This is a genomic window from Brevibacillus sp. FW301-21C12A, assembly GCF_058788915.1.
The window spans coordinates 64,967-82,332 of record NZ_JBYTBG010000007.1; the positions used below are offsets into that span (position 1 = coordinate 64,967).

Consider the following 17,366-nt stretch of genomic DNA (forward strand, 5'->3'; position numbering starts at 1 on the left):
TAATCAAATTGCTGTGGGATTCAGATAGACCATATGACAGGGCGGCGTGTAAAGGGGGTTACAGGCGGTTTGGATTTATTTTTAAAATGAATCTGCGGACATTCCTTATAACCGCCCCAGTGCCTAGGAAAAGAAAGGACTTCCCTCGCAGGCAGGGGGACGACATGATTCCTACGGGAAATTTTCATGGGAAGTTGGTGCGCGGCGGCGGGGAGGGGTAAAAGAAAAGAGCCTACCGAATAGGGTAAGCTCCTCGTAACGACACCCCCGAGCCTAGGCGAGGGGATGATAGAATGGGTATTCTTCTATCTGGTTGTTATTCCCTTAATATTATTCTGTTCTAATTTTAGAATATGGAATCAATCTCGACAGAAAAATAAACGCTCCCCCTTAACTAGCCCCCGTTCGTTTCGTATAGAGAAAGTAACAGGTCTATCAAGATCGTGAAAATGAATATGGAAGCTCTACCCGTGGTCGCAGAAGAACACGTTAAAAAATGCCTCGGCGTTCATCAGCCGAATGTGGTCATGTAAACCTCTTACATGAACGAAGTCGCGTTAAAGGCGGGACAGGATAAGTGTGTCCTGTGATGAAGGACGCATTTCCCCAGATTTTCCGTCGTAGTGTCCGTTTGGACAGGGAACCTTGACAGAGTGATGGTTTCAACCATCCACGCAGTAAAGCTACACCTGGGTGCGTTTGATGTCATGTAGGCTCTGGATACCTCAACCTCACAGCCTAGTTTGTTCTCCCTCGTAAGAGGGGGAACGCTCTGTTGTCCTCCCCTCACATGGATGAACTCCCCGCCCTGCGGAGCGGGGCGGGGGTGAGAAGCAGCGAGCCTGCCAAGATATACATATAGATAATCAACAGAGCATGAACATGGAAACGATCTTCCTAGATAACCAAGAGAGAGCGTGTTCAATGATATAGGAAGAATAAGACTGCCAAAGAATCAGCCTCCCCCGCCCCCCGATCTAAAAATCGCCTCTAGCCGCACTAAGAAGCCCACACAAAAAGAAAATCCCGCCACATGGCGGGGTTAGGTCAACGAAACAACGCATATTTCTTATAGTAGTCTCTGAAATCATCCGATAGATGCCAGCCGTACTGATTCATGAAGCGAACCACTTTCTCCAATACACTGTTCCTGTAAACGACATCGTTGTGCTTCGATTTAGCAAGATAACAGGCAAGAGCGTATTCGACATCTTCCGAAGACAGCAAGTCCTTGACATGCTTTCCAAACAGCGCGGCTAGTTGGTCAATCTCATTTTGAGCGAGTACCTGCTCCCGCCTCATCAACGTGACGACAATATCCAACGGTAGTCTATTCATTGTCTTCACCTCCCTCCTTGCGGGCGGCGGCGAGGAGTTCTTGCTCCGCTTTCCATTTACGCCATTGTTGATACTGCTTCTGTGCTTCCTGCTCATCATAGCCATGTTGTACTAGAGCGTTTACGATTCTCGGCGGGATGGCGGGAGTGTGCCCATATAAACAAGCCTTCAATCGTTGAAACGATAAGTCGTGCAACACGGCAAATGATACCTGCGATACTCCCAGCATAGAGATGCATTCTTTAACTGGATGGTTCATGAGCATAACCCCCTCTATTAGTTTTTGTCTCTAATAGATTAGGCGGCTACCGCTAGAGGCTAACACATATGTATACCCACCATTCAGAGAGCAGACAGCAAATCATCCTTAATTTTGTCACATCACTGCTTTGAAAGCCTGAACCTCGGTTCTGCAAATCCTTGTGCAATTCGGGCGTCATACGTGGCTCTCTACAACACCAAGACACGCCATTTCGCGGCGGGGCGGGTAGTGTTCTGGTATCTCCCTGCCCCCATCCTCAAAATTGTCTAGCTTCACTTTATCAGGAGCTTATAATTGGCGGTGCGTGTTGCGCTTACGGGCGGGGTTGTGCCAAAAATACGAAAAGAAACCCCAGACGAGTTGTTGATTACTCGTTTGGGGTGGGGCTACGTTTACTTTCAAATGTTCAATTTACCTACTACTAGCTTTACCATCTCTCTGACGTCCTCTTCTTTATAAAATGCCTTTGGATCAAGTTTATGATCCTCCTCGAATGGAGAAAATCTTGAAGCGATACCCGCTAGATTACGAAACATTTCACGCTCAAGTTCTGTTAACTCATCATAATCGAGATCAATGTTATAGGTATACGAGAATTCATCGCAGAATCTTGGTAATTCAATCTCGTTTTGCTGATATAATTCAATCAACCAGTACAAGCGTTCTTTAGGGGTTCGTTCTTTCATGTTCTCCGCCTCACTCCTTATTGCTTTGGTATAGCTGGAAGAGGGCCAATAGCCTCCCTTGTATATTGGAAATGATAAACTGTATTCGTTTTAGCATCGTATAGTACTTCGATATTATATTGTTTGCCGTTTCGATACATAACATCATAATACATCGTGGCATTTGAGCCTCTAGGGTCAGGTAGTCCTTTACCATACTTAATAACAGCCTGTTGAATTTGAACGGGTACAAATCTTCCAGCCTCGTCCATATGCTGAGCAGCTTTAGCAGCAAAGTTTAATCCTTCGTCTAACTTACTAAAGCCTTTCCCCTTGTTAAATAAACTTCCAATAAAGAACGCACCTTTTACTGCGGCGGCTTCTCCTGGGTAATCCCAAATTGCTTTGCTAAAGTCAGCAATAAATGTAAGCCCTGGAGCAGACTCTCTTGCCATCTTCATTACTTGTTCATCTGGAATCATAGCATCCGAGGGTTGCATTATGTCTGACTGGGAATATCCTGCTTTGGTCATTTTTGCTCTAATGTCATTAGCATAATTTCCCCAATACCTTTTTTCTCCAACAGTTTGTGCTAGTGCCCATCTATTCTTCGCTTCGTTTATTACCCAGTTAGCGCCAATTTTTTGATCCCAATGCCCTGTCGGGTCAATATAACGTAAAGGGTTGTTTTTGACATACGTATACCGATTCAAACTCAGCGGATTATCCACTTGCCCCTTATACGTATCCTCCGAAATAAACCGCCCTACCTTCGGATCGTAATACCGCGCCCGCAAGTAGTAAAAACCTGTCTGCTCGTCGTACATTTCGCCGCTGTACAGGAACGGATTGGACATCCCCTCTGTTTTGGAAAGGACATTGCCCCAGGTGTCGTAGTCGTAGCGGTTCAGCTCCTGGCCGTTTGCGTCTGAGATGGTGACGACATCCCCGTGGCTATTGTAGTGGTAATAGCCGTTTTTGCCGGACGAAGCGTCCTGGCGGAACAGCAGTTCGTTGCCCCAGACGTTGCGCGCCTTTAGTTGGTTCGTGCCGTCCAGTTCTTCGATGACTTTGCCGCTCAGGTAGACGTACTTGGTTTGCGCACCGTTTTCGGTTTTGGTTGCGCGTAGGCCGTCTCCGAAATACGTGTACGTCGACGTCTCGCCTGTTGTTTCGTTCAAAACGCCGCGCAGGCGGTTGCGCTCGTCGAAGGTGTAGGTGAAGCTGGCTGAGTCGGTTGGCAAGGTGCCGGCGAAAGCCGAGCGGTTGCCACGGCCGTCATACGAATATTGATTCGTCGTACCGGGAACGACTTCCTTGGTCAAACGGTCGATTTTGTCGTATGCGAACTGATGAGTGACGCCGTTGCGCTGGATGGAAACCACGTTGCCAAATTCATACCGGTTGGTCTCTTGCCAGATCGCGGCCTGGTTTTGCTCGTGCGCCACGGTTTCGACTTGTCCGAAAGAATCGGTCTTGCGCTTGTTGACGCGGCCGTTCGGATAGGTCGTCTGTGTTTGCTCTCCGGTGTTGTCCACCGTGTACGCATATGCGATTTTCCCTGTCAGGCTGCTGTTGACTTCCGTGAGACGCCCGGCACGATCATAGCGATAGTCCACCTTCGTCCCGTCCGGATACGTCAGCGAATCCATGAGATCGTCGCGATCCGTGTAGCCCAATCGGTACGTGCGGCCGAACACGGTCTGGCTTTGCAAGCGTTGGAACGCATCGTAGCTGTACGTTATCTCCCGGTAGTGGCTCGCTGTCGGGAAGGTGTCTGCGCCGTTGCTGTTCGTTTCCTTTTGCACCAGCGACGTGTTCGGAACGTAGTCTTTCGTCTCCAGGTTGGTCACCGTGCCTGCTGCGTTGCGGGTCGTGATGCTTGCCAACTCCCCGAAAGGCGTATAACTGTACGTATGGCGGTTGCCTGCCTTGTCGGTAAACGTGTTCAGCGTCCCGTTGGGGTTGTAGGCGGACGATTCGGTGGCGCCAGACGGGACATCCTGCTCGCTCAGCTTCCAGGACAGAGCGTTGTAATGGTTTTTCGTCGTCAGCACCTGGTTTTCCTTGACCGTCACCAGGTTGCCGAGCGCGTCATACTCGTACTGGTAGTGGTTTTGTTCCGGATCGCGCAAATCGGTGATCTTGCCGTCATTGGTGTAGCGATACGTCCAGGTGCGGCTTTTTCCGGTCTGGTCGGTCTCCGTTTTTTGGATGACCTGGTCAAACGTGTTGCGGACGAGCTTCGTCGTCAAGCTTTGCGTACCGTCCCCGGTTCGCCGGACTTCTTTTTCCACCTGGCCGTGGCGGTCGTGGTATTGAACGGTTTGCAAGCCGTTAGGCGCGAGCGTCAGGCGGGTGAGCGCCGGCACGTAGCTGGTTTCGTCGCGGACGGCGTTGGCTGTCAGGTAGACGGTGGTGCCAACCGGGTCTTTTTGCTGCCAGACGCTGCCGTCTGCATTATAGACGTAGGTCGTCGCCCGATTGTTGTCGGCGTACGGCGCGCTGGACAACAAATGGTTGCCGTCCAGGGAATACGTGTTGTACAAAAGCGGGCGAACGCTGCCGTCTGTGCCGACCTGTGCTTTGTACTCGACTTCCCCGTATGGCGTAAACTGCGTGACCTGCTTGCTGCCGTCCGGGAGCGTCATCGTGACTTTGCGCGCGTCATCGTCGTAGGCGTAGGTCGTTGTCCGCGTCTGCTGTTTGCTCGTCACGCTTTCCTTGGTCCGCCGGCCGAGCAGGTCGTACTCGTACAGGACGACGGTGTTGTCCGGATAGGCGCGGGCTATCAGGCGGCCGAGTCCGTCGTAGGCAAAAACGTGATGCAAAATGTCCTTCTCCCCAGGTGCGACCTCGACGTCCAGGATGATGTCGGCCGGGTACAAGCCGAGCGCATCGTAGCGCGAAATGTCTTGCGTGACCGTTTTGGCATCGGGTCCGGTGCTCGTTTCCGTCATCGAGGTGAGCTGCTTTTTGTCGTTGTAGGTGTACGTGCGGTCGACCTGCACTACTTTGGTTCCGGCGCCATCCGGGTACGAGTCGACGATTTTTTCCGTCGCTACCAGGAGATTGCTCCCGTATGTGTACGTCTCGTGATGAAAATGGTTCGGGTTGTCCGCCGCCGTTTTCTTCACGCTCGATGGAACGCGCAGCCCGGACAGATTGAGGTATTGCCACAGTGTGACGTTGCCTTTCGGATCGACTTCCTTGGTTACATCGCCGTATTCATTGTAGCGGTACTGGATGATGTGCGCGTAGCGGCCGAGCCTTGCCTGCACCTTGTCCAATCGTCCGGACGTCGGGGCGAGCAGGAACGCGTACACGTCCGCATCCGCGGTCAAGGAAGACGGGCGGCCGAGGAAGTGGTACACATAGGCGGGTTTGGTGGCACGGTCTTCGTACAAGTAGCTCGTGTAGCTCGCGGGCGCATACTGATACGTCTTGCCGTCTTCCGTCACGGAAAGCGCGCCCTGGATCGTGTCGTCATCGGCTCCGTTGCCGACGTACGTTTTCACCGATTGCAGCACGAAGTTGCGGTCTTCGTTGGCGCGGTACGTCTTGTCTTCACTCGGCAGTCCTGCCTGTACCATCCGCGAAACGACGATCGAACCGTCCCGATCCAGCGACTGCTTCGCCAGGCGCCCCGATTGCGACTTCGGCGACTTCCAGATTTCTTTCGTGATGTGCGGGTAGTATTTCGTGTACGAATACCACTCCGTCGCAGGCTGGTCGGGATGCGGCGTCTTCGCAAAGCGGAAGTTGACCGCCGTGACCGGCAAATAGCTGGTGTACGTCAACGCTTCCCTGTCGTGATAAATCCGGGTCACCCCCCGGTCGAGAAAGCCCGGCGCATCCGGCTGGTAGATGCTGTACGTATAGGTCATGGACAAGCCTTCCACCGGATAGGTGACTTGTTTGAGCAGGCGGTAATTGACGGTCGCTTTTCGCGATTGGTCCAGGCTCGTGTACGCCGTCGACTCCAGGCCGCCGTCGTCAAAGGCGATGACGCCGTCCGGAGCCGGGAAGGTGTAGGCGGGATGCAGGTTGAACTCGGTCGTGCCGTACGTCCGCGGATTGAGGTAGGTGTACTCGGCGATCACCTTGCTCTCCCCGCCCGTGACGCTATACTCGATAACCCGGTCCTTGTCGCTCACCGCGACTCCTTTTTCGTATTGCAAATGCTTGAGCAGCTTCGTCTTGCTGCTGTCCTGGTACACCTTGAGATCAATGTCCCAGTTGCGCTCCAGGACGACCAGGCGACCGACGCTGTCGGTGATTTCGATTGGCTCGTCCCAGTCTTCGGGAATGCGGTAGCGGATCGTATCTCCGTAGACGTTCGTCTTTTTGACCAGATGGGTCACGTACAATTCTTCGTTCCGGTAGTAACTCTCCTCGCCAAATTCATAGGTCATGCCATCCACGGAAAGGGTGACGATATGGTTGTCGCCAAACTCCCCGTAGCGTTTGCGATAGAAATGCATGCCGCCATTTGGCTGATACGGCGTGTTTACCCATTCCCCTTTGATGGACGAAGACTCCAGAATCGTCCCGTCTTCCAGCGTGAAAATGTACCGTTTGCCTTCGCCGGACGCCCCGCACGTATATCTGGATCCATCCGCGCGGAAGCCGCACTTCGCGTCTTCCTTCGAGACTTCCTGAAAGCGGGGAAAATTGTAGCTCCAGCCCCGTCGGCAACGGATTGGGGTCCCCTTGCAGCGGATACGTCTTGTTTTTGCCGGACGAAGACAAGTAAATGTTTTCGGTCATCGCATCGAGCGACGAATAGCGCCGCTCAATGGTCAGGTCCATGCCGTGCTTGCCTTCCAGGTGGACGTCGACTTCCCGCACGTTGGCTGCCCGATACAGCTCGTCCACCGGATTGTCCGTGTTGGTGCGCTGGTATTTGTAAGTCAGGCCTTCGGTTTCAAACATGGCGTCAGGGATGCTTGCCGTCGCGGCCGCGGTTGGCGTCAGGCTATCTGTCGCTTTCGCCTTGCTTGACGTGGCAGCTTGATTTTCCGCCGCCGCCTGCTTGCCTTTTTCGTACAAGGCGACGACCTGCGGCACGGACGCTTCCAGTTGCTGTTTCTCGGCAGCGGACAGCCCGTCCATTTTCTGCTGGAACGTCTCTCCCTCCCATTGGTACTTGTCGACCTGCTCGTTATGAGACAAAAGTTGATCGACTTGCGGATACACATACGCCGCAAGTTGCAGCAATTTTCTGTTGCCTGTCTGGTACAACTGCCAGACGCTTTCTGCCGGAAGCGGCGTCCAGTCCCGCTTCATCACCTCTGCTTTGCTGTAGGTCGGCTTCTCATCCGGCCGTTGTTCCTTTTTCCCCGCTTCCGCCTGCACGGCAGCCTGATAAGCGGAAAGCCATTTCTTGGTCGTGGCGCTTTCGCCCGAAGCGTAGGAAGCTTGCGGCTTCGCGGGCAGGCTCGCCTCTGCAAAAGCCATGTTCGGCAAAAGCAGCGTGCCGCTCAACACCACGGCTGCCATTTTCTTCATCCAGCGATTGTATCGCATCCTATCCCTCCTCTTTGTGCTGCTTATGGATGAATCAGCTTGCGCATGAGATTTCCGTTGCCGTCATACGTAAACTCCGCCAAAATTTTGCCGTTTTGCTTGATCTGCACGAGCTGACCTTTGGCGTTGTAGACGTATTCCACGCCCAGGTAACGGGCCGCAAGCCGCGCATGCACCGCGCCATTGTCTGCCGCTGACAGGACGAGGTAATAATCCTCTCCCTTTTGCATGGACAGGCTCACCTTGGAAAAAGGCGGCTGATCGCCGTCGTCGTTGGCCGCCAAAAGCCGCGTGCCTGCGTAATCTTCATAGACGGCAAGCTGCGTATTGCTCGCTCCCTCCGCAGGATTGCCGCCGTAAAAACTCGTAAAAATTTCGAAGCTGCCCGAAGACGGCGGCGTAAACTTCACGATTTTTTTGCCCCCTGGCTCCAGATGGACATCTTGCGGCGCGTGTATGAAAAAGCTTTCTGTATCGGCAAATGCGATGGCAAAAGGACCCGCGATCACATCTGCATCCATCCCGGCCACCTTCGCTTTGGGAATCGTCACGAACAAATTGTCTGCGCTGTGCTTTTGCTCATGAGCGAGCGCTTTTCCCGCGAACTGAATCGTGAGCCGGGAATCGCTCTCCCTTGTTACCAGTGGCGTCAGTCCGGGCGGCACGTTGCTGACGGATACCGCGTTTGCCGCATCCGCTGCAAGCATTCCGTTCGTGATCGTGATGGTCTGCTGCTCCGTGACGCTTCCATCGTTGGCGGCGGATTCATGCAGGACAGGCGAGGCAACTGCTGCCTGTGTATCCAGCGCGGCAGTCAGTCTGGCGTGAACGCCTTTTGTCTTGTCGTAGGAGGCGACGTAGGCATAATAAGTCACCCCTGCCTCAAGCGAAACGTCGATGGCGGAAAAAAGCGAGCCTGGCGTCGCTTCGTCGTTGAAGGTCACGATCTGCTTCAGTTGCTCGTCGCGAGACAGGAACAGGTAGGTGTCAAACAACGGCCCAAACCCGCCGTACGGACTGGTGTAAATCCGGTACTGGCCTGTGATCGGAGCCGTGAAGCGATACGTGGGGATCTCCCCGGCAGGCAGGCTGATATCGACAGGCTGATTGAGTCCCAGTACGGCCGTCACTTCGCTGAGGGCGAGCGTGTATTCCGAAGTTTCGCTGTAGTGGCGATCCATGCTGAATACGAAAAAATAATACGTCTTGTTCGGCTGGACCTGGAACGTGATGATCTCGTCTTGTCCCAATGCCGAACTCATGCTCGTGCCAAGCACCTTGTTCGGGGCCTCGACGACGATCAGGTCATAGTTCACGTCGTTGGGGACGTACAAGGTGACCGTGGCTTGTCCGGCTTGCGCTCCCGAATCGTAGCGATATCCGTCGATGTCCTCTTTCCAGGTGAGCTTGGAGTTGTACAGATTGCCTCTCGTGATCGGGTAAGCGGTATCGACATCGTCATTCGGCTCGAACGGATCCAGGACGGCGCTTGTTGCGCGCAGACTCGTCTGCTTCGCGCTGCTTTTGCTCGTTCGGGCGGCGGACAGTTCTGGCAGAAGTTGCTCCCAGTAAGCGTCCGCCTTTTCGTTGTACGTACGCAGCAAATCGGCAAGCGGCGCTTTTTGGGCCAACAACTGCTGCTCTACTGCCGCTTGCTGAACAGCCCGCTCCGCCTCGCCCGATGCTGCCTCGATGTGGTGCAGCTCCTTGGCCTGCCGCAACAGCGCGGACGCTTCCTCGTCTATTTGCTTGGCGAGCGACAGATGATTTTTGCGCGACGCGACCTCCTGGAAAAAGGCAAACGTCTGCGAAAGCTTCAACAGCTCCTGATCCATTTCATAGATGGCAGCGAGCGGATCTTCTCCTGCTGTAGCCGTTCGCCCAGGAAAACAAGCAACAGCGAATACAGCCAACAGCAGCAGGAAAACAACCGGTTTTCCTCTCATGTATTCTCCCCTCTTCCTTTTTTGCTTCCTGTCTGGTCTTCATCCATGTCCTGCTCTCGCAGCAAATCCGGATCGCTTCTGAAACAGACCATCGGCGTCAGGCACTTGTCCCTCCAAAATGTCTCCCTCCTTTCGCGCAAAACAGAACAAATGTTCTTGTTTTGTTTATACAAGCATCTTAATGTACAACATTCTTGTATGTCAAATGAAAAAATATAAAAATCACATACAACCTTTCCTTCTTGCTTTCACTCTAGTACAATATAGTTGTACATATGCAACGGAAGGACTGGCGCGCTCATGCTATCTCAGCGCTTACGCACAGCTCGCAAGGCAAAAGGTCTGACCCAGGAAGAGCTGGCAGAACGTGTCCGCACGACCAAGGGAACGATCAGCAACTACGAAAACAATCACAGCACCCCTCCCAATGACATGCTGATGCAGCTGGCAGACATTTTGGAGGTCACGACCGATTGGCTGCTGGGACGGACCGACGATGGGGCAGCTTATGTCGCGACCGCATCTGCCCAGGCTGGTCAGCGCTCGCTGGACGAACTGTTGCAGGAGAAAATCGACGATCCGGATGACTACTATTTTTTGGATGGCTATCTGGAGGCATCCGAGGAGGAAAAAAAAGAAATCCGCCGCTACTGGTACGACTTGAAAAAGCAGTGGAAAACGCGCCAGGTGCGCGAGACACGTCCTCCTTCCTTGTTTGACATCACGGAAGAGCTGAAAAAAAAATAACCCCTGGGCGGGGGTTTTCTTTTCGAAATCAAACAGAACGTATGTTCCAGTCGTTTCAGGAGGTCCTTGATGCACTTCTCTTTTTTGCAAGAAATCGGCAAACCGCAAACATGGCTGGAGAGCCGCGTATACCTGTTGCTTCGCCATCACGGCATGGAGCGGCCGGAGCACATCAACCTGCAACAGCTTTGCGAGACGTACGGCATCGAAATCCATTTCATCCAGGGCCGAAGCCGCGCCCACGCCCATCCCACCCTGCCAAACCGCTACATCATCGCGGTCGACGAACGGCTGGACCCCGCGACGCAGCGGGTCAAAATCGCCCATGAGCTGGGACACCTGCTGCTGCACGAAGGGGTACAGCCCCAATGCAGCGAATGGATGATCGATTGGCAGGAATCACAGGCGAACCACTTCGCCGAGCACCTGCTGTTGCCGCTCTACATGATGGGCTCCGTGCTGGCGGATTGCTCGCGCTACCAGGCACCCGCGCTGTTGGCCACGCGCTTTCAGGTGCCGCTCGCCCTTGCCCGCACCCGGTTTGACCGGATTCTCAGCCGCCTGTACGCCAAAGGGTTTCCCGTCTACGATTAGCAGGCCGTTCGTTTTTTGACCATCTTTTCGGAGGCGATTTTCGTGAAACGTATTTTCATAGCCGGAGACGCATACAGCCGCCATTTTTTCGAGCTGCCCCTCGACCAAGACGAGGAGCTGTCGCTGCAGCCGTCGATTGCGGTGGCGAATTACCACGTCGCGCGCTTTGCTCTCATCATGCGCGACGACGGTTTGCGCGGCCTCGGCATCTTGCCGGGCGATGCGCTGCTCATTTCCGACTTTTCCGCGGAACCGATCCACAACAGGCCCGTTCTGGTCAGGCAGGAAGGGCAGTTTCTCGTCCGGATCGCGGCGGACGTCAATCCGGTGGAATGCCTGTTTACGACTACTCGCGCAGAGGACGAGCCGCTGCTGTTGCCATCCGAAAACATCCGCATCACCGGCGTCGTATCTGGCATCGTCTCGCTAACGGGCAATGACGTCGGTCAGTAGCCAGTCCTTGATCGCCGCCACGGTCTGCTGCCACTGCTCCTGGGGAGTGATGGCGGCAGGCTGGTCGCCCTCCTGCGCCCCGTAGCTTCCGAACTGCGCATGATTGCCGCCCTCGATCGACATGTACACCGTGCGCTCAGGCAAAAATTGCTTGTTCTCTTCGTATTTTTTCCGGTCGATGACTCCATCCCGCGAGCCGAGCAGCGACAGCACGGGGACATCCGCTTCCTTCAAATCCCCGCGCTTGTCTGGATACGCCCCCAGGAAAATGACGCCGTCAATCCGCTCGAGCTGGCTGGCTGCGTATCTGGCTGCCATCGCGCCGCCGAGAGAGTGCCCGCCGATGACGAACGACTGCTGCGGATACGCTTTTAACACTTGATTGGCCCGCTCGACGTCGGTGATCGCCAAATTCAGCGGCATCCGCGCGATGAATACCCGATAGCCGGAACCAGCCAGGGTGCGTGCGAGCGGCGCATAACTCTCTGGCGTGACCAGAGCGCCCGGATACAAAATCAAGCCAGGCTCACGCGCTTCCCCACCTTCAAAAGCAATCCAGTCGCCCGTGTCGATCACCGTGATCCCTTCGCCTCCCTGCATCGCGTCTTTTGCCGCCTGATCGGGCTGATACGGCCGCAAATACCAGATCGCTGTACAAGCTCCGGCGAGCAACAGCAAGACCAGCACCCTCCACCATCGTTTCCGTTTCCGACTCATTCCGCCACCTCGCTTCCGTTCCCTTGTTGCTTGCTTCTTATTATGTCTCAATCTTCCTTTCCATGTGCGCCATTTGCCCATTCCCGTCAAAAAGCGTGCACATGTATTGACGGCAACCCGTTTTATTAGTAGTACTTTTACATACCACTAATAAAAATCGTGTCGTTTGCCCTTGGCTGAACAGCTTTCAAACCAATGGGCCAGACCGCTCTTGAACGCGGAACGTGCGCTGTCGATGCGCCGAAGGACACGATCCAAACAAGAAAGGTTGGGGAACCGTTATGAAGCAAGACGATGTGTTGTACTGCGAAGCTTTGCTGCGAAAAGTCGGCCAGAGGCTGTTTGCCGAATTTGCGCAGGAGCCAGCCTGCACGAGCAAGCAAGCGATGAACGAACGTTTTCACGCCTTAAATCCGCAAGCAGAAGAGCTGCTCCGGCACGGTTTGGCGGAGCGCTTTCCCGCGTATCGCTGGTCCGATGCAGAATTTGATGCCTCCCTGCAAAAACAGCCGGAATACTCGACCCCGTACTGGATTTGCGATGCCATCGACGGAGCCGTCTACTTTTTGCAAGGCATGCCGATGTGGGCCGTCTCTCTCTGCCTCGTCCGCGACGGTCAGACGGCCGTTTCCTTTGTGTACGACCCTTGCCGGGATGAGATGTTTACTGCCATTGCAAGACAGGGCGCTTTTTTTGAATGGCAGCAAAATTAGCGTCTCGGCCAAAACAGCGCTGTCCGAATCCGTCCTGGGCACGCTGTTTGCGTCCTCGGAACCGATGAATCTCTCCGTCGGCAAGCTTACGGCCGATTCCTTACTTTTTCTCCTTTTGCCGCTCCCGAAAACGGCGCACCTTCATGAGATTGCCGCACATTTTGTCATCGCACCAGCGGCGTACCCGATTGCGGCTTTCATCGTAAAACACCCATCGGCAGTCCTCGTTGTCGCAAATCTTGATGCGCTGCACGTGCTCAGGAAGCAGCAGCGTGGCAAAGGAAGCCGCGATGCGGGCCATCACCAGCTCCCAGCCGCTGGAGGCGCTGACCAGCTCCTGCTCATACCCGCTCTCCTTGCCCGCAGAGATGACGCGAACGTGAAAAGGCGCCTTCGCGAGCGTCTGATTCAGCTCCTCCAGTTCCTCCTGCCGCAACGCTTCCCCGCGCACGACCCGCTCCAGCAGACTGCGCATATATTCGCGCAAACGCAACAGCGCCACTGCACTCGCCTCATCAATAGGCAATGGGGCGTGCAAAGCGTATTCCCGCAAAAGCTGCTCCAGCCATTCCTGCTTCGCCAGCCGATTTTCCCTGCGGCCAGACCCGCGCCAATCGCGCCAATCACTGTTTAAAAAATCAATGCACAGCCAGTTCACTCCACTCTTCCCCCATCTGCTTTTCGTTTCTTTTGCTTCTTGATATGCTCAGCCTGTGTATGGTATTCTCCATCTGTAACCAACATAAAATTTTTAGGTGGTTACAAGCTGCTTCTTATTGCCATTATAACGTTTCACCAATCTGTTTGACAGACGAGGAGGAACCACATGAATCGGATGGAACTGCTTGTTCACGAATGGGAATGCACGTCGGCACGGAATTTATCAATACCGCCGAGACGAACGACGACACGTTCCAGCCTTCGGGAGCGCCCGACGACGAAGCAGCCTGGCAGGCCACCGTACAGCGGATGGAAACCGTCCATCGCCAAATTCATGAAAAGCTCGTCGCTCTGTCAGACGAAGCGTTCGACCAGCCGCTTCCGAGCATCCCTGCCGGGCAAAGCGTGATGAGCATTATTTTGCACGACGCTTTTCACACAGGGCAAATCGTGCAGATCCGCAAGTTGCAAGGCTCCTGGCCTGCACGCCGATCCTTTTTGTAGCAAAACCGCTCCATGCCAATATTTTGCAGCGCAACTTTTTTCGTTGATAAATAACCGTCAATCTTATATAGTTGATAAATAAATCAATTTCATACATGTTATCCTCATCATTCACGGTGAGGGTAGAGGTCGCGGCTTTTATGTCATCCTGTACGAGATTCAGAAGAAATCAATGACTCCAGGAAAGGGAAAAGCCGCCGAAGCTCATGGCGTATCTCTGTGCGCATGGGCTGGGGCTGTACCCGAAAGGGACAGAACTGTCACGTTTGCTTGCCGGGCAAACGTGGTGTGCTATCTTCAGTGAAGGCTTGGTGGGGATTGGATCATACCGCCCTGTGCCGTTTTTTGGCTATTGGCGGTTTTTTCTTTTCCGACCGACCTTCTCAAATTTTTAGAAAGGTCGTGCAAGCAGCATATGTCACAGAATCAACTGCAACGTGGTTTGAAAGCCCGCCATCTGACGATGATCGCCATCGGCGGCTCCATCGGGACGGGCCTGTTCCTGGCAAGTGGAGGCTCGATTCACGAGGCCGGACCGGGCGGAGCCTTGGTCGCCTACATCGCCATCAGCATCATGGTTTACTTTTTGATGACCAGCCTGGGGGAAATGGCTGCCTTCATGCCTGTATCCGGCTCGTTTTCTACGTACGCCACCAAATTCGTCGATCCGTCCCTCGGCTTTGCGCTGGGCTGGAATTACTGGTACAACTGGGCGATTACGATTGCCGTCGAGCTATCTGCCGCGGCGCTGATTATGAAATACTGGTTCCCGGATACTCCCGCCATTTTGTGGAGTACCCTGTTCCTCTGCCTGATGGTTGCTCTGAATTTGTTGTCTGTCAAAAGCTACGGCGAATCCGAATACTGGTTTGCCTTGATTAAAGTCATGACGGTCATCGTCTTTATCGTGATCGGTGTCCTGATGATTTTCGGCATCATGGGCGGCGAAGCAGTCGGCTTCCAAAACTTCACCAAAGGCGACGCGCCATTCAACGGCGGCTTCATGGCCCTTCTCGGTGTGTTCATGATTGCCGGGTTCTCGTTCCAGGGAACTGAGCTGGTCGGTGTGGCCGCCGGGGAGAGCGAAGACCCTGCCCGCAACATCCCGAAAGCGATTCGCCAGATTTTTTGGCGCATCTTGCTGTTCTATATTTTCGCGATCCTGATTATCGGGCTGCTCGTTCCGTACGACAATCCGAATCTCATCAGCGGAGACATTACCGATATTGCCATCAGTCCGTTTACGATCGTGTTTGAAAAAGCCGGCTTTGCCTTTGCCGCCTCCGTAATGAACGCAGTCATTCTCACTTCCGTCCTGTCGGCGGGGAACTCCGGCATGTACGCTTCCACCCGTATGCTGTGGGTGCTGGCGAAGGAAGGCAAAGCTCCGAAATGGTTTGCCAAAGTGACACGCAACGGCGTCCCCGTCAATGCCCTCATCATGACGGCTGCCATCGGCGCGCTGGCGTTTTTGTCCTCGCTGTTCGGCGATGGCGAAGTGTACGTGTGGCTGCTGAACGCCTCCGGTATGTCTGGCTTCATCGCCTGGCTCGGCATCGCCGTCAGCCACTATCGCTTCCGCAAAGCTTACTTGGCGCAAGGCCGCGATCTGCGCGATTTGCCGTACCGGGCGAAGCTGTTCCCGTTTGGCCCGATCTTCGCCTTCATCATTTGCTGCATCGTCATCATCGGCCAAAACTACTCCGCGTTCATCGGCGGAGAAATCGACTGGAACGGCGTTTTCGTCTCCTACATCGGACTGCCGCTGTTTTTGATCGTCTGGCTGGTTTACAAATACACGAAAAAAAGCAAGCTGGTACCACTGAACAAAGTCGATCTCAGCATGGACGAAAAATAAAAATAGCGTTGCAACAACTCTCTACAAGATTCCCTCGTCGCAGGGAATCTTTTTTTTGGCGCAAACTATATTTCCTATCACATTTTCATATTTCGTATTGACGAATAACGCATGGAAATATATACTGTTCATGAAATTTGATAATGATAATCGTTATCATTATATTTTCTTACTTTTTATAGGAGGTAGCATAATGAAATCCAGGTTGTCCAAGCACATTTACAGCACCACGCTGGTTGCCGCGCTGTTGGCAGGCAATGCTCATCTCGCTCTGGCGGAAGAACCTCTCGTCGCAGCAGCGGAACAGACCCAAATCGTTCCCTTGTCCCTCGACCATGCCGTAGAGCAGGCACTGAAAAACGACGTTGATCTGGAACTGCTGCGGCTGACGTATGACAACACCCGCTACGAAACCCTCATGACGCTGCGCGATAAGGCCGCCATCAAGAAAGATGACATCAATACTCTGGATGAAGCAAAGAAAAAATACGAAGAAACAGCCAAGGCGCAAAAAACATTGCTCGTAGACGAGGCATCCTATAACGCTTCGAAAATCAGCTTGCAAATGCAAGTACAAAAAGCGTACTTTGAAGCGCGGGCGCTCGAAGAAAAAATCAAGCTGCAAAAGAACAGCATCAGACGCCAAACCTGGGCCCAGGACAGCGCTGCGAAAGAAAAGCTGTCCGAGCTGGAAAACAGCTTCAAGCAAGCATTAACCAAGCTCAATGAATTGCTGAACGAAAAAAGGGACAGACAATGGCTGCTGGAAACCAGCAAACTCTCCTATACCCCGCTGCCAACGCTGGAAGAAACCAAAGCTCTCGCCTACCAAAAACGCCCTGACATGGTGAAAGCGGAAGCAGAGAGAGCGTTTGCCCAGGTAAAAGTGGACTACACCTCCGAGTACGCCGCTATCAGCACATACAAAGGAAGAATCGCACTCAACGAATTGCGCAAAGCTGAGCTGCTGCTGCAAAAGCTCAAGCAAAAAGTCGATCAGGAAGTGAGCGACGCCTACGAAAAAGCGGTCGCAGCAAAAAAAGCGCTGGATGAAAGCACCGCCGCAAAAGACGAAGCATGGAAAACTTATCACGCCACACTCACCGATTATGCGAACAAAAAAGTATCTCTGAACGACCTGATCGAAACAGAAGCTGAATTGTTTGATTCTGAAACAAAAGCAGCCGATTCTCTCTATCAATACAACATCGCTGTCAGCACCTTGAATCAATCGGTTGGCCTTTAATATTTCGCGTTACGAAATATTCGATCTCATTTTTCCTTCCTTTTTCCAAGCTTTACGCCAGCTTTGACAGGCGTCTTTTCAAGGCCAAGCTGCCTTTATATAAATCAAAGAAGCAGTCGTCAGCCTGCAGTCGT

General features: G+C 53.5%; 15 protein-coding genes and 1 riboswitch. Of the genes, 7 read left to right on the forward strand and 8 right to left on the reverse strand.

The window, feature by feature from the left end; all coding sequences use genetic code 11:
- Window positions 1-1,047 precede the first annotated feature (1,047 nt).
- The 6 genes from AC3WQH_RS06955 to AC3WQH_RS06980 all read right to left on the reverse strand — a co-directional run bounded on the left by AC3WQH_RS06955 (window position 1,048) and on the right by AC3WQH_RS06980 (window position 9,740).
- Window positions 1,048-1,338, reverse strand: coding sequence for a hypothetical protein (locus AC3WQH_RS06955; RefSeq protein WP_005826998.1), 291 nt, complete (start codon window positions 1,336-1,338; stop codon window positions 1,048-1,050).
- Window positions 1,331-1,597: a hypothetical protein gene (locus AC3WQH_RS06960; protein WP_005827000.1), complete on the reverse strand. Its 267-nt coding sequence runs from the start codon at window positions 1,595-1,597 to the stop codon at window positions 1,331-1,333. The genes AC3WQH_RS06955 and AC3WQH_RS06960 overlap by 8 nt, the downstream gene beginning before the upstream one ends.
- Window positions 1,598-1,998: 401 nt before the next feature.
- Complete coding sequence (locus tag AC3WQH_RS06965) at window positions 1,999-2,286, reverse strand: hypothetical protein (RefSeq protein ID WP_005827002.1); 288 nt, start codon at window positions 2,284-2,286, stop codon at window positions 1,999-2,001.
- Window positions 2,287-2,303: 17 nt separating this feature from the next.
- Window positions 2,304-6,749: an RHS repeat domain-containing protein gene (locus tag AC3WQH_RS06970; RefSeq protein WP_492331960.1), complete on the reverse strand. Its 4,446-nt coding sequence runs from the start codon at window positions 6,747-6,749 to the stop codon at window positions 2,304-2,306.
- Entirely contained in the window at window positions 6,670-7,794 is a 1,125-nt protein-coding gene (locus tag AC3WQH_RS06975; RefSeq protein WP_492331961.1) for a hypothetical protein, read from the reverse strand. The genes AC3WQH_RS06970 and AC3WQH_RS06975 overlap by 80 nt, the downstream gene beginning before the upstream one ends.
- A 23-nt stretch (window positions 7,795-7,817) precedes the next feature.
- Complete coding sequence (locus AC3WQH_RS06980) at window positions 7,818-9,740, reverse strand: hypothetical protein (protein WP_005827006.1); 1,923 nt, start codon at window positions 9,738-9,740, stop codon at window positions 7,818-7,820.
- A 300-nt stretch (window positions 9,741-10,040) separates the two neighbouring features.
- Between AC3WQH_RS06980 and AC3WQH_RS06985 the strand changes: the two genes are divergently transcribed.
- The 3 genes from AC3WQH_RS06985 (at window position 10,041) to AC3WQH_RS06995 (ending at window position 11,534) form a co-directional block, all read left to right on the forward strand.
- Window positions 10,041-10,487: a helix-turn-helix domain-containing protein gene (locus AC3WQH_RS06985; protein WP_007781582.1), complete on the forward strand. Its 447-nt coding sequence runs from the start codon at window positions 10,041-10,043 to the stop codon at window positions 10,485-10,487.
- 69 nt (window positions 10,488-10,556) lie between these two features.
- Window positions 10,557-11,081 carry an ImmA/IrrE family metallo-endopeptidase gene (locus AC3WQH_RS06990; protein WP_007781580.1) on the forward strand — a complete coding sequence of 175 codons (525 nt, stop codon included), beginning with the start codon at window positions 10,557-10,559 and terminating at the stop codon, window positions 11,079-11,081.
- 42 nt (window positions 11,082-11,123) lie between these two features.
- A complete protein-coding gene (locus AC3WQH_RS06995; RefSeq protein WP_197186342.1) occupies window positions 11,124-11,534 on the forward strand; it encodes a hypothetical protein in 411 nt (136 codons plus the stop codon).
- Here AC3WQH_RS06995 and AC3WQH_RS07000 read toward each other — a convergent pair.
- The gene (locus tag AC3WQH_RS07000) at window positions 11,508-12,251 is read right to left on the reverse strand and encodes an alpha/beta fold hydrolase (protein WP_007781574.1); all 744 of its coding nucleotides are present in this window, start codon (window positions 12,249-12,251) and stop codon (window positions 11,508-11,510) included. The two genes, AC3WQH_RS06995 and AC3WQH_RS07000, sit on opposite strands and share 27 nt — an antisense overlap.
- A gap of 281 nt (window positions 12,252-12,532) precedes the next feature.
- On the opposite strand from AC3WQH_RS07000, the gene AC3WQH_RS07005 reads away from it, so the two are divergent.
- The gene (locus AC3WQH_RS07005; protein ID WP_122952431.1) at window positions 12,533-12,964 is read left to right on the forward strand and encodes an inositol monophosphatase family protein; all 432 of its coding nucleotides are present in this window, start codon (window positions 12,533-12,535) and stop codon (window positions 12,962-12,964) included.
- 100 nt (window positions 12,965-13,064) lie between these two features.
- Here the strand turns inward: AC3WQH_RS07005 and AC3WQH_RS07010 are convergent, their stop codons facing one another.
- Window positions 13,065-13,622: a CGNR zinc finger domain-containing protein gene (locus tag AC3WQH_RS07010; protein ID WP_005827020.1), complete on the reverse strand. Its 558-nt coding sequence runs from the start codon at window positions 13,620-13,622 to the stop codon at window positions 13,065-13,067.
- 197 nt (window positions 13,623-13,819) lie between these two features.
- On the opposite strand from AC3WQH_RS07010, the gene AC3WQH_RS07015 reads away from it, so the two are divergent.
- The 3 genes from AC3WQH_RS07015 (at window position 13,820) to AC3WQH_RS07025 (ending at window position 17,232) form a co-directional block, all read left to right on the forward strand.
- Window positions 13,820-14,128: a hypothetical protein gene (locus AC3WQH_RS07015; protein ID WP_025847967.1), complete on the forward strand. Its 309-nt coding sequence runs from the start codon at window positions 13,820-13,822 to the stop codon at window positions 14,126-14,128.
- Between the two features lie 115 nt (window positions 14,129-14,243).
- Window positions 14,244-14,430, forward strand: a riboswitch (Lysine riboswitch).
- 113 nt (window positions 14,431-14,543) lie between these two features.
- Window positions 14,544-15,986, forward strand: coding sequence for an amino acid permease (locus AC3WQH_RS07020; protein WP_039970335.1), 1,443 nt, complete (start codon window positions 14,544-14,546; stop codon window positions 15,984-15,986).
- Window positions 15,987-16,179: 193 nt separating this feature from the next.
- Window positions 16,180-17,232, forward strand: coding sequence for a TolC family protein (locus tag AC3WQH_RS07025; protein ID WP_025847963.1), 1,053 nt, complete (start codon window positions 16,180-16,182; stop codon window positions 17,230-17,232).
- Window positions 17,233-17,366: the final 134 nt, after the last annotated feature.

What these genes read in the sequence shown, in the direction of transcription:
- AC3WQH_RS06955 (WP_005826998.1), bottom strand. Translation starts at nt 1,338, where the DNA reads ATGAATAGACTACCGTTGGATATTGTCGTCACGTTGATGAGGCGGGAG.
- AC3WQH_RS06960 (WP_005827000.1), bottom strand. Translation starts at nt 1,597, where the DNA reads ATGAACCATCCAGTTAAAGAATGCATCTCTATGCTGGGAGTATCGCAG.
- AC3WQH_RS06965 (WP_005827002.1), bottom strand. Translation starts at nt 2,286, where the DNA reads ATGAAAGAACGAACCCCTAAAGAACGCTTGTACTGGTTGATTGAATTA.
- AC3WQH_RS06970 (WP_492331960.1), bottom strand. Translation starts at nt 6,749, where the DNA reads ATGCATTTCTATCGCAAACGCTACGGGGAGTTTGGCGACAACCATATC.
- AC3WQH_RS06975 (WP_492331961.1), bottom strand. Translation starts at nt 7,794, where the DNA reads ATGCGATACAATCGCTGGATGAAGAAAATGGCAGCCGTGGTGTTGAGC.
- AC3WQH_RS06980 (WP_005827006.1), bottom strand. Translation starts at nt 9,740, where the DNA reads ATGAGAGGAAAACCGGTTGTTTTCCTGCTGCTGTTGGCTGTATTCGCT.
- AC3WQH_RS06985 (WP_007781582.1), top strand. Translation starts at nt 10,041, where the DNA reads ATGCTATCTCAGCGCTTACGCACAGCTCGCAAGGCAAAAGGTCTGACC.
- AC3WQH_RS06990 (WP_007781580.1), top strand. Translation starts at nt 10,557, where the DNA reads ATGCACTTCTCTTTTTTGCAAGAAATCGGCAAACCGCAAACATGGCTG.
- AC3WQH_RS07000 (WP_007781574.1), bottom strand. Translation starts at nt 12,251, where the DNA reads ATGAGTCGGAAACGGAAACGATGGTGGAGGGTGCTGGTCTTGCTGTTG.
- AC3WQH_RS07005 (WP_122952431.1), top strand. Translation starts at nt 12,533, where the DNA reads ATGAAGCAAGACGATGTGTTGTACTGCGAAGCTTTGCTGCGAAAAGTC.
- AC3WQH_RS07015 (WP_025847967.1), top strand. Translation starts at nt 13,820, where the DNA reads ATGGGAATGCACGTCGGCACGGAATTTATCAATACCGCCGAGACGAAC.
- AC3WQH_RS07020 (WP_039970335.1), top strand. Translation starts at nt 14,544, where the DNA reads ATGTCACAGAATCAACTGCAACGTGGTTTGAAAGCCCGCCATCTGACG.
- AC3WQH_RS07025 (WP_025847963.1), top strand. Translation starts at nt 16,180, where the DNA reads ATGAAATCCAGGTTGTCCAAGCACATTTACAGCACCACGCTGGTTGCC.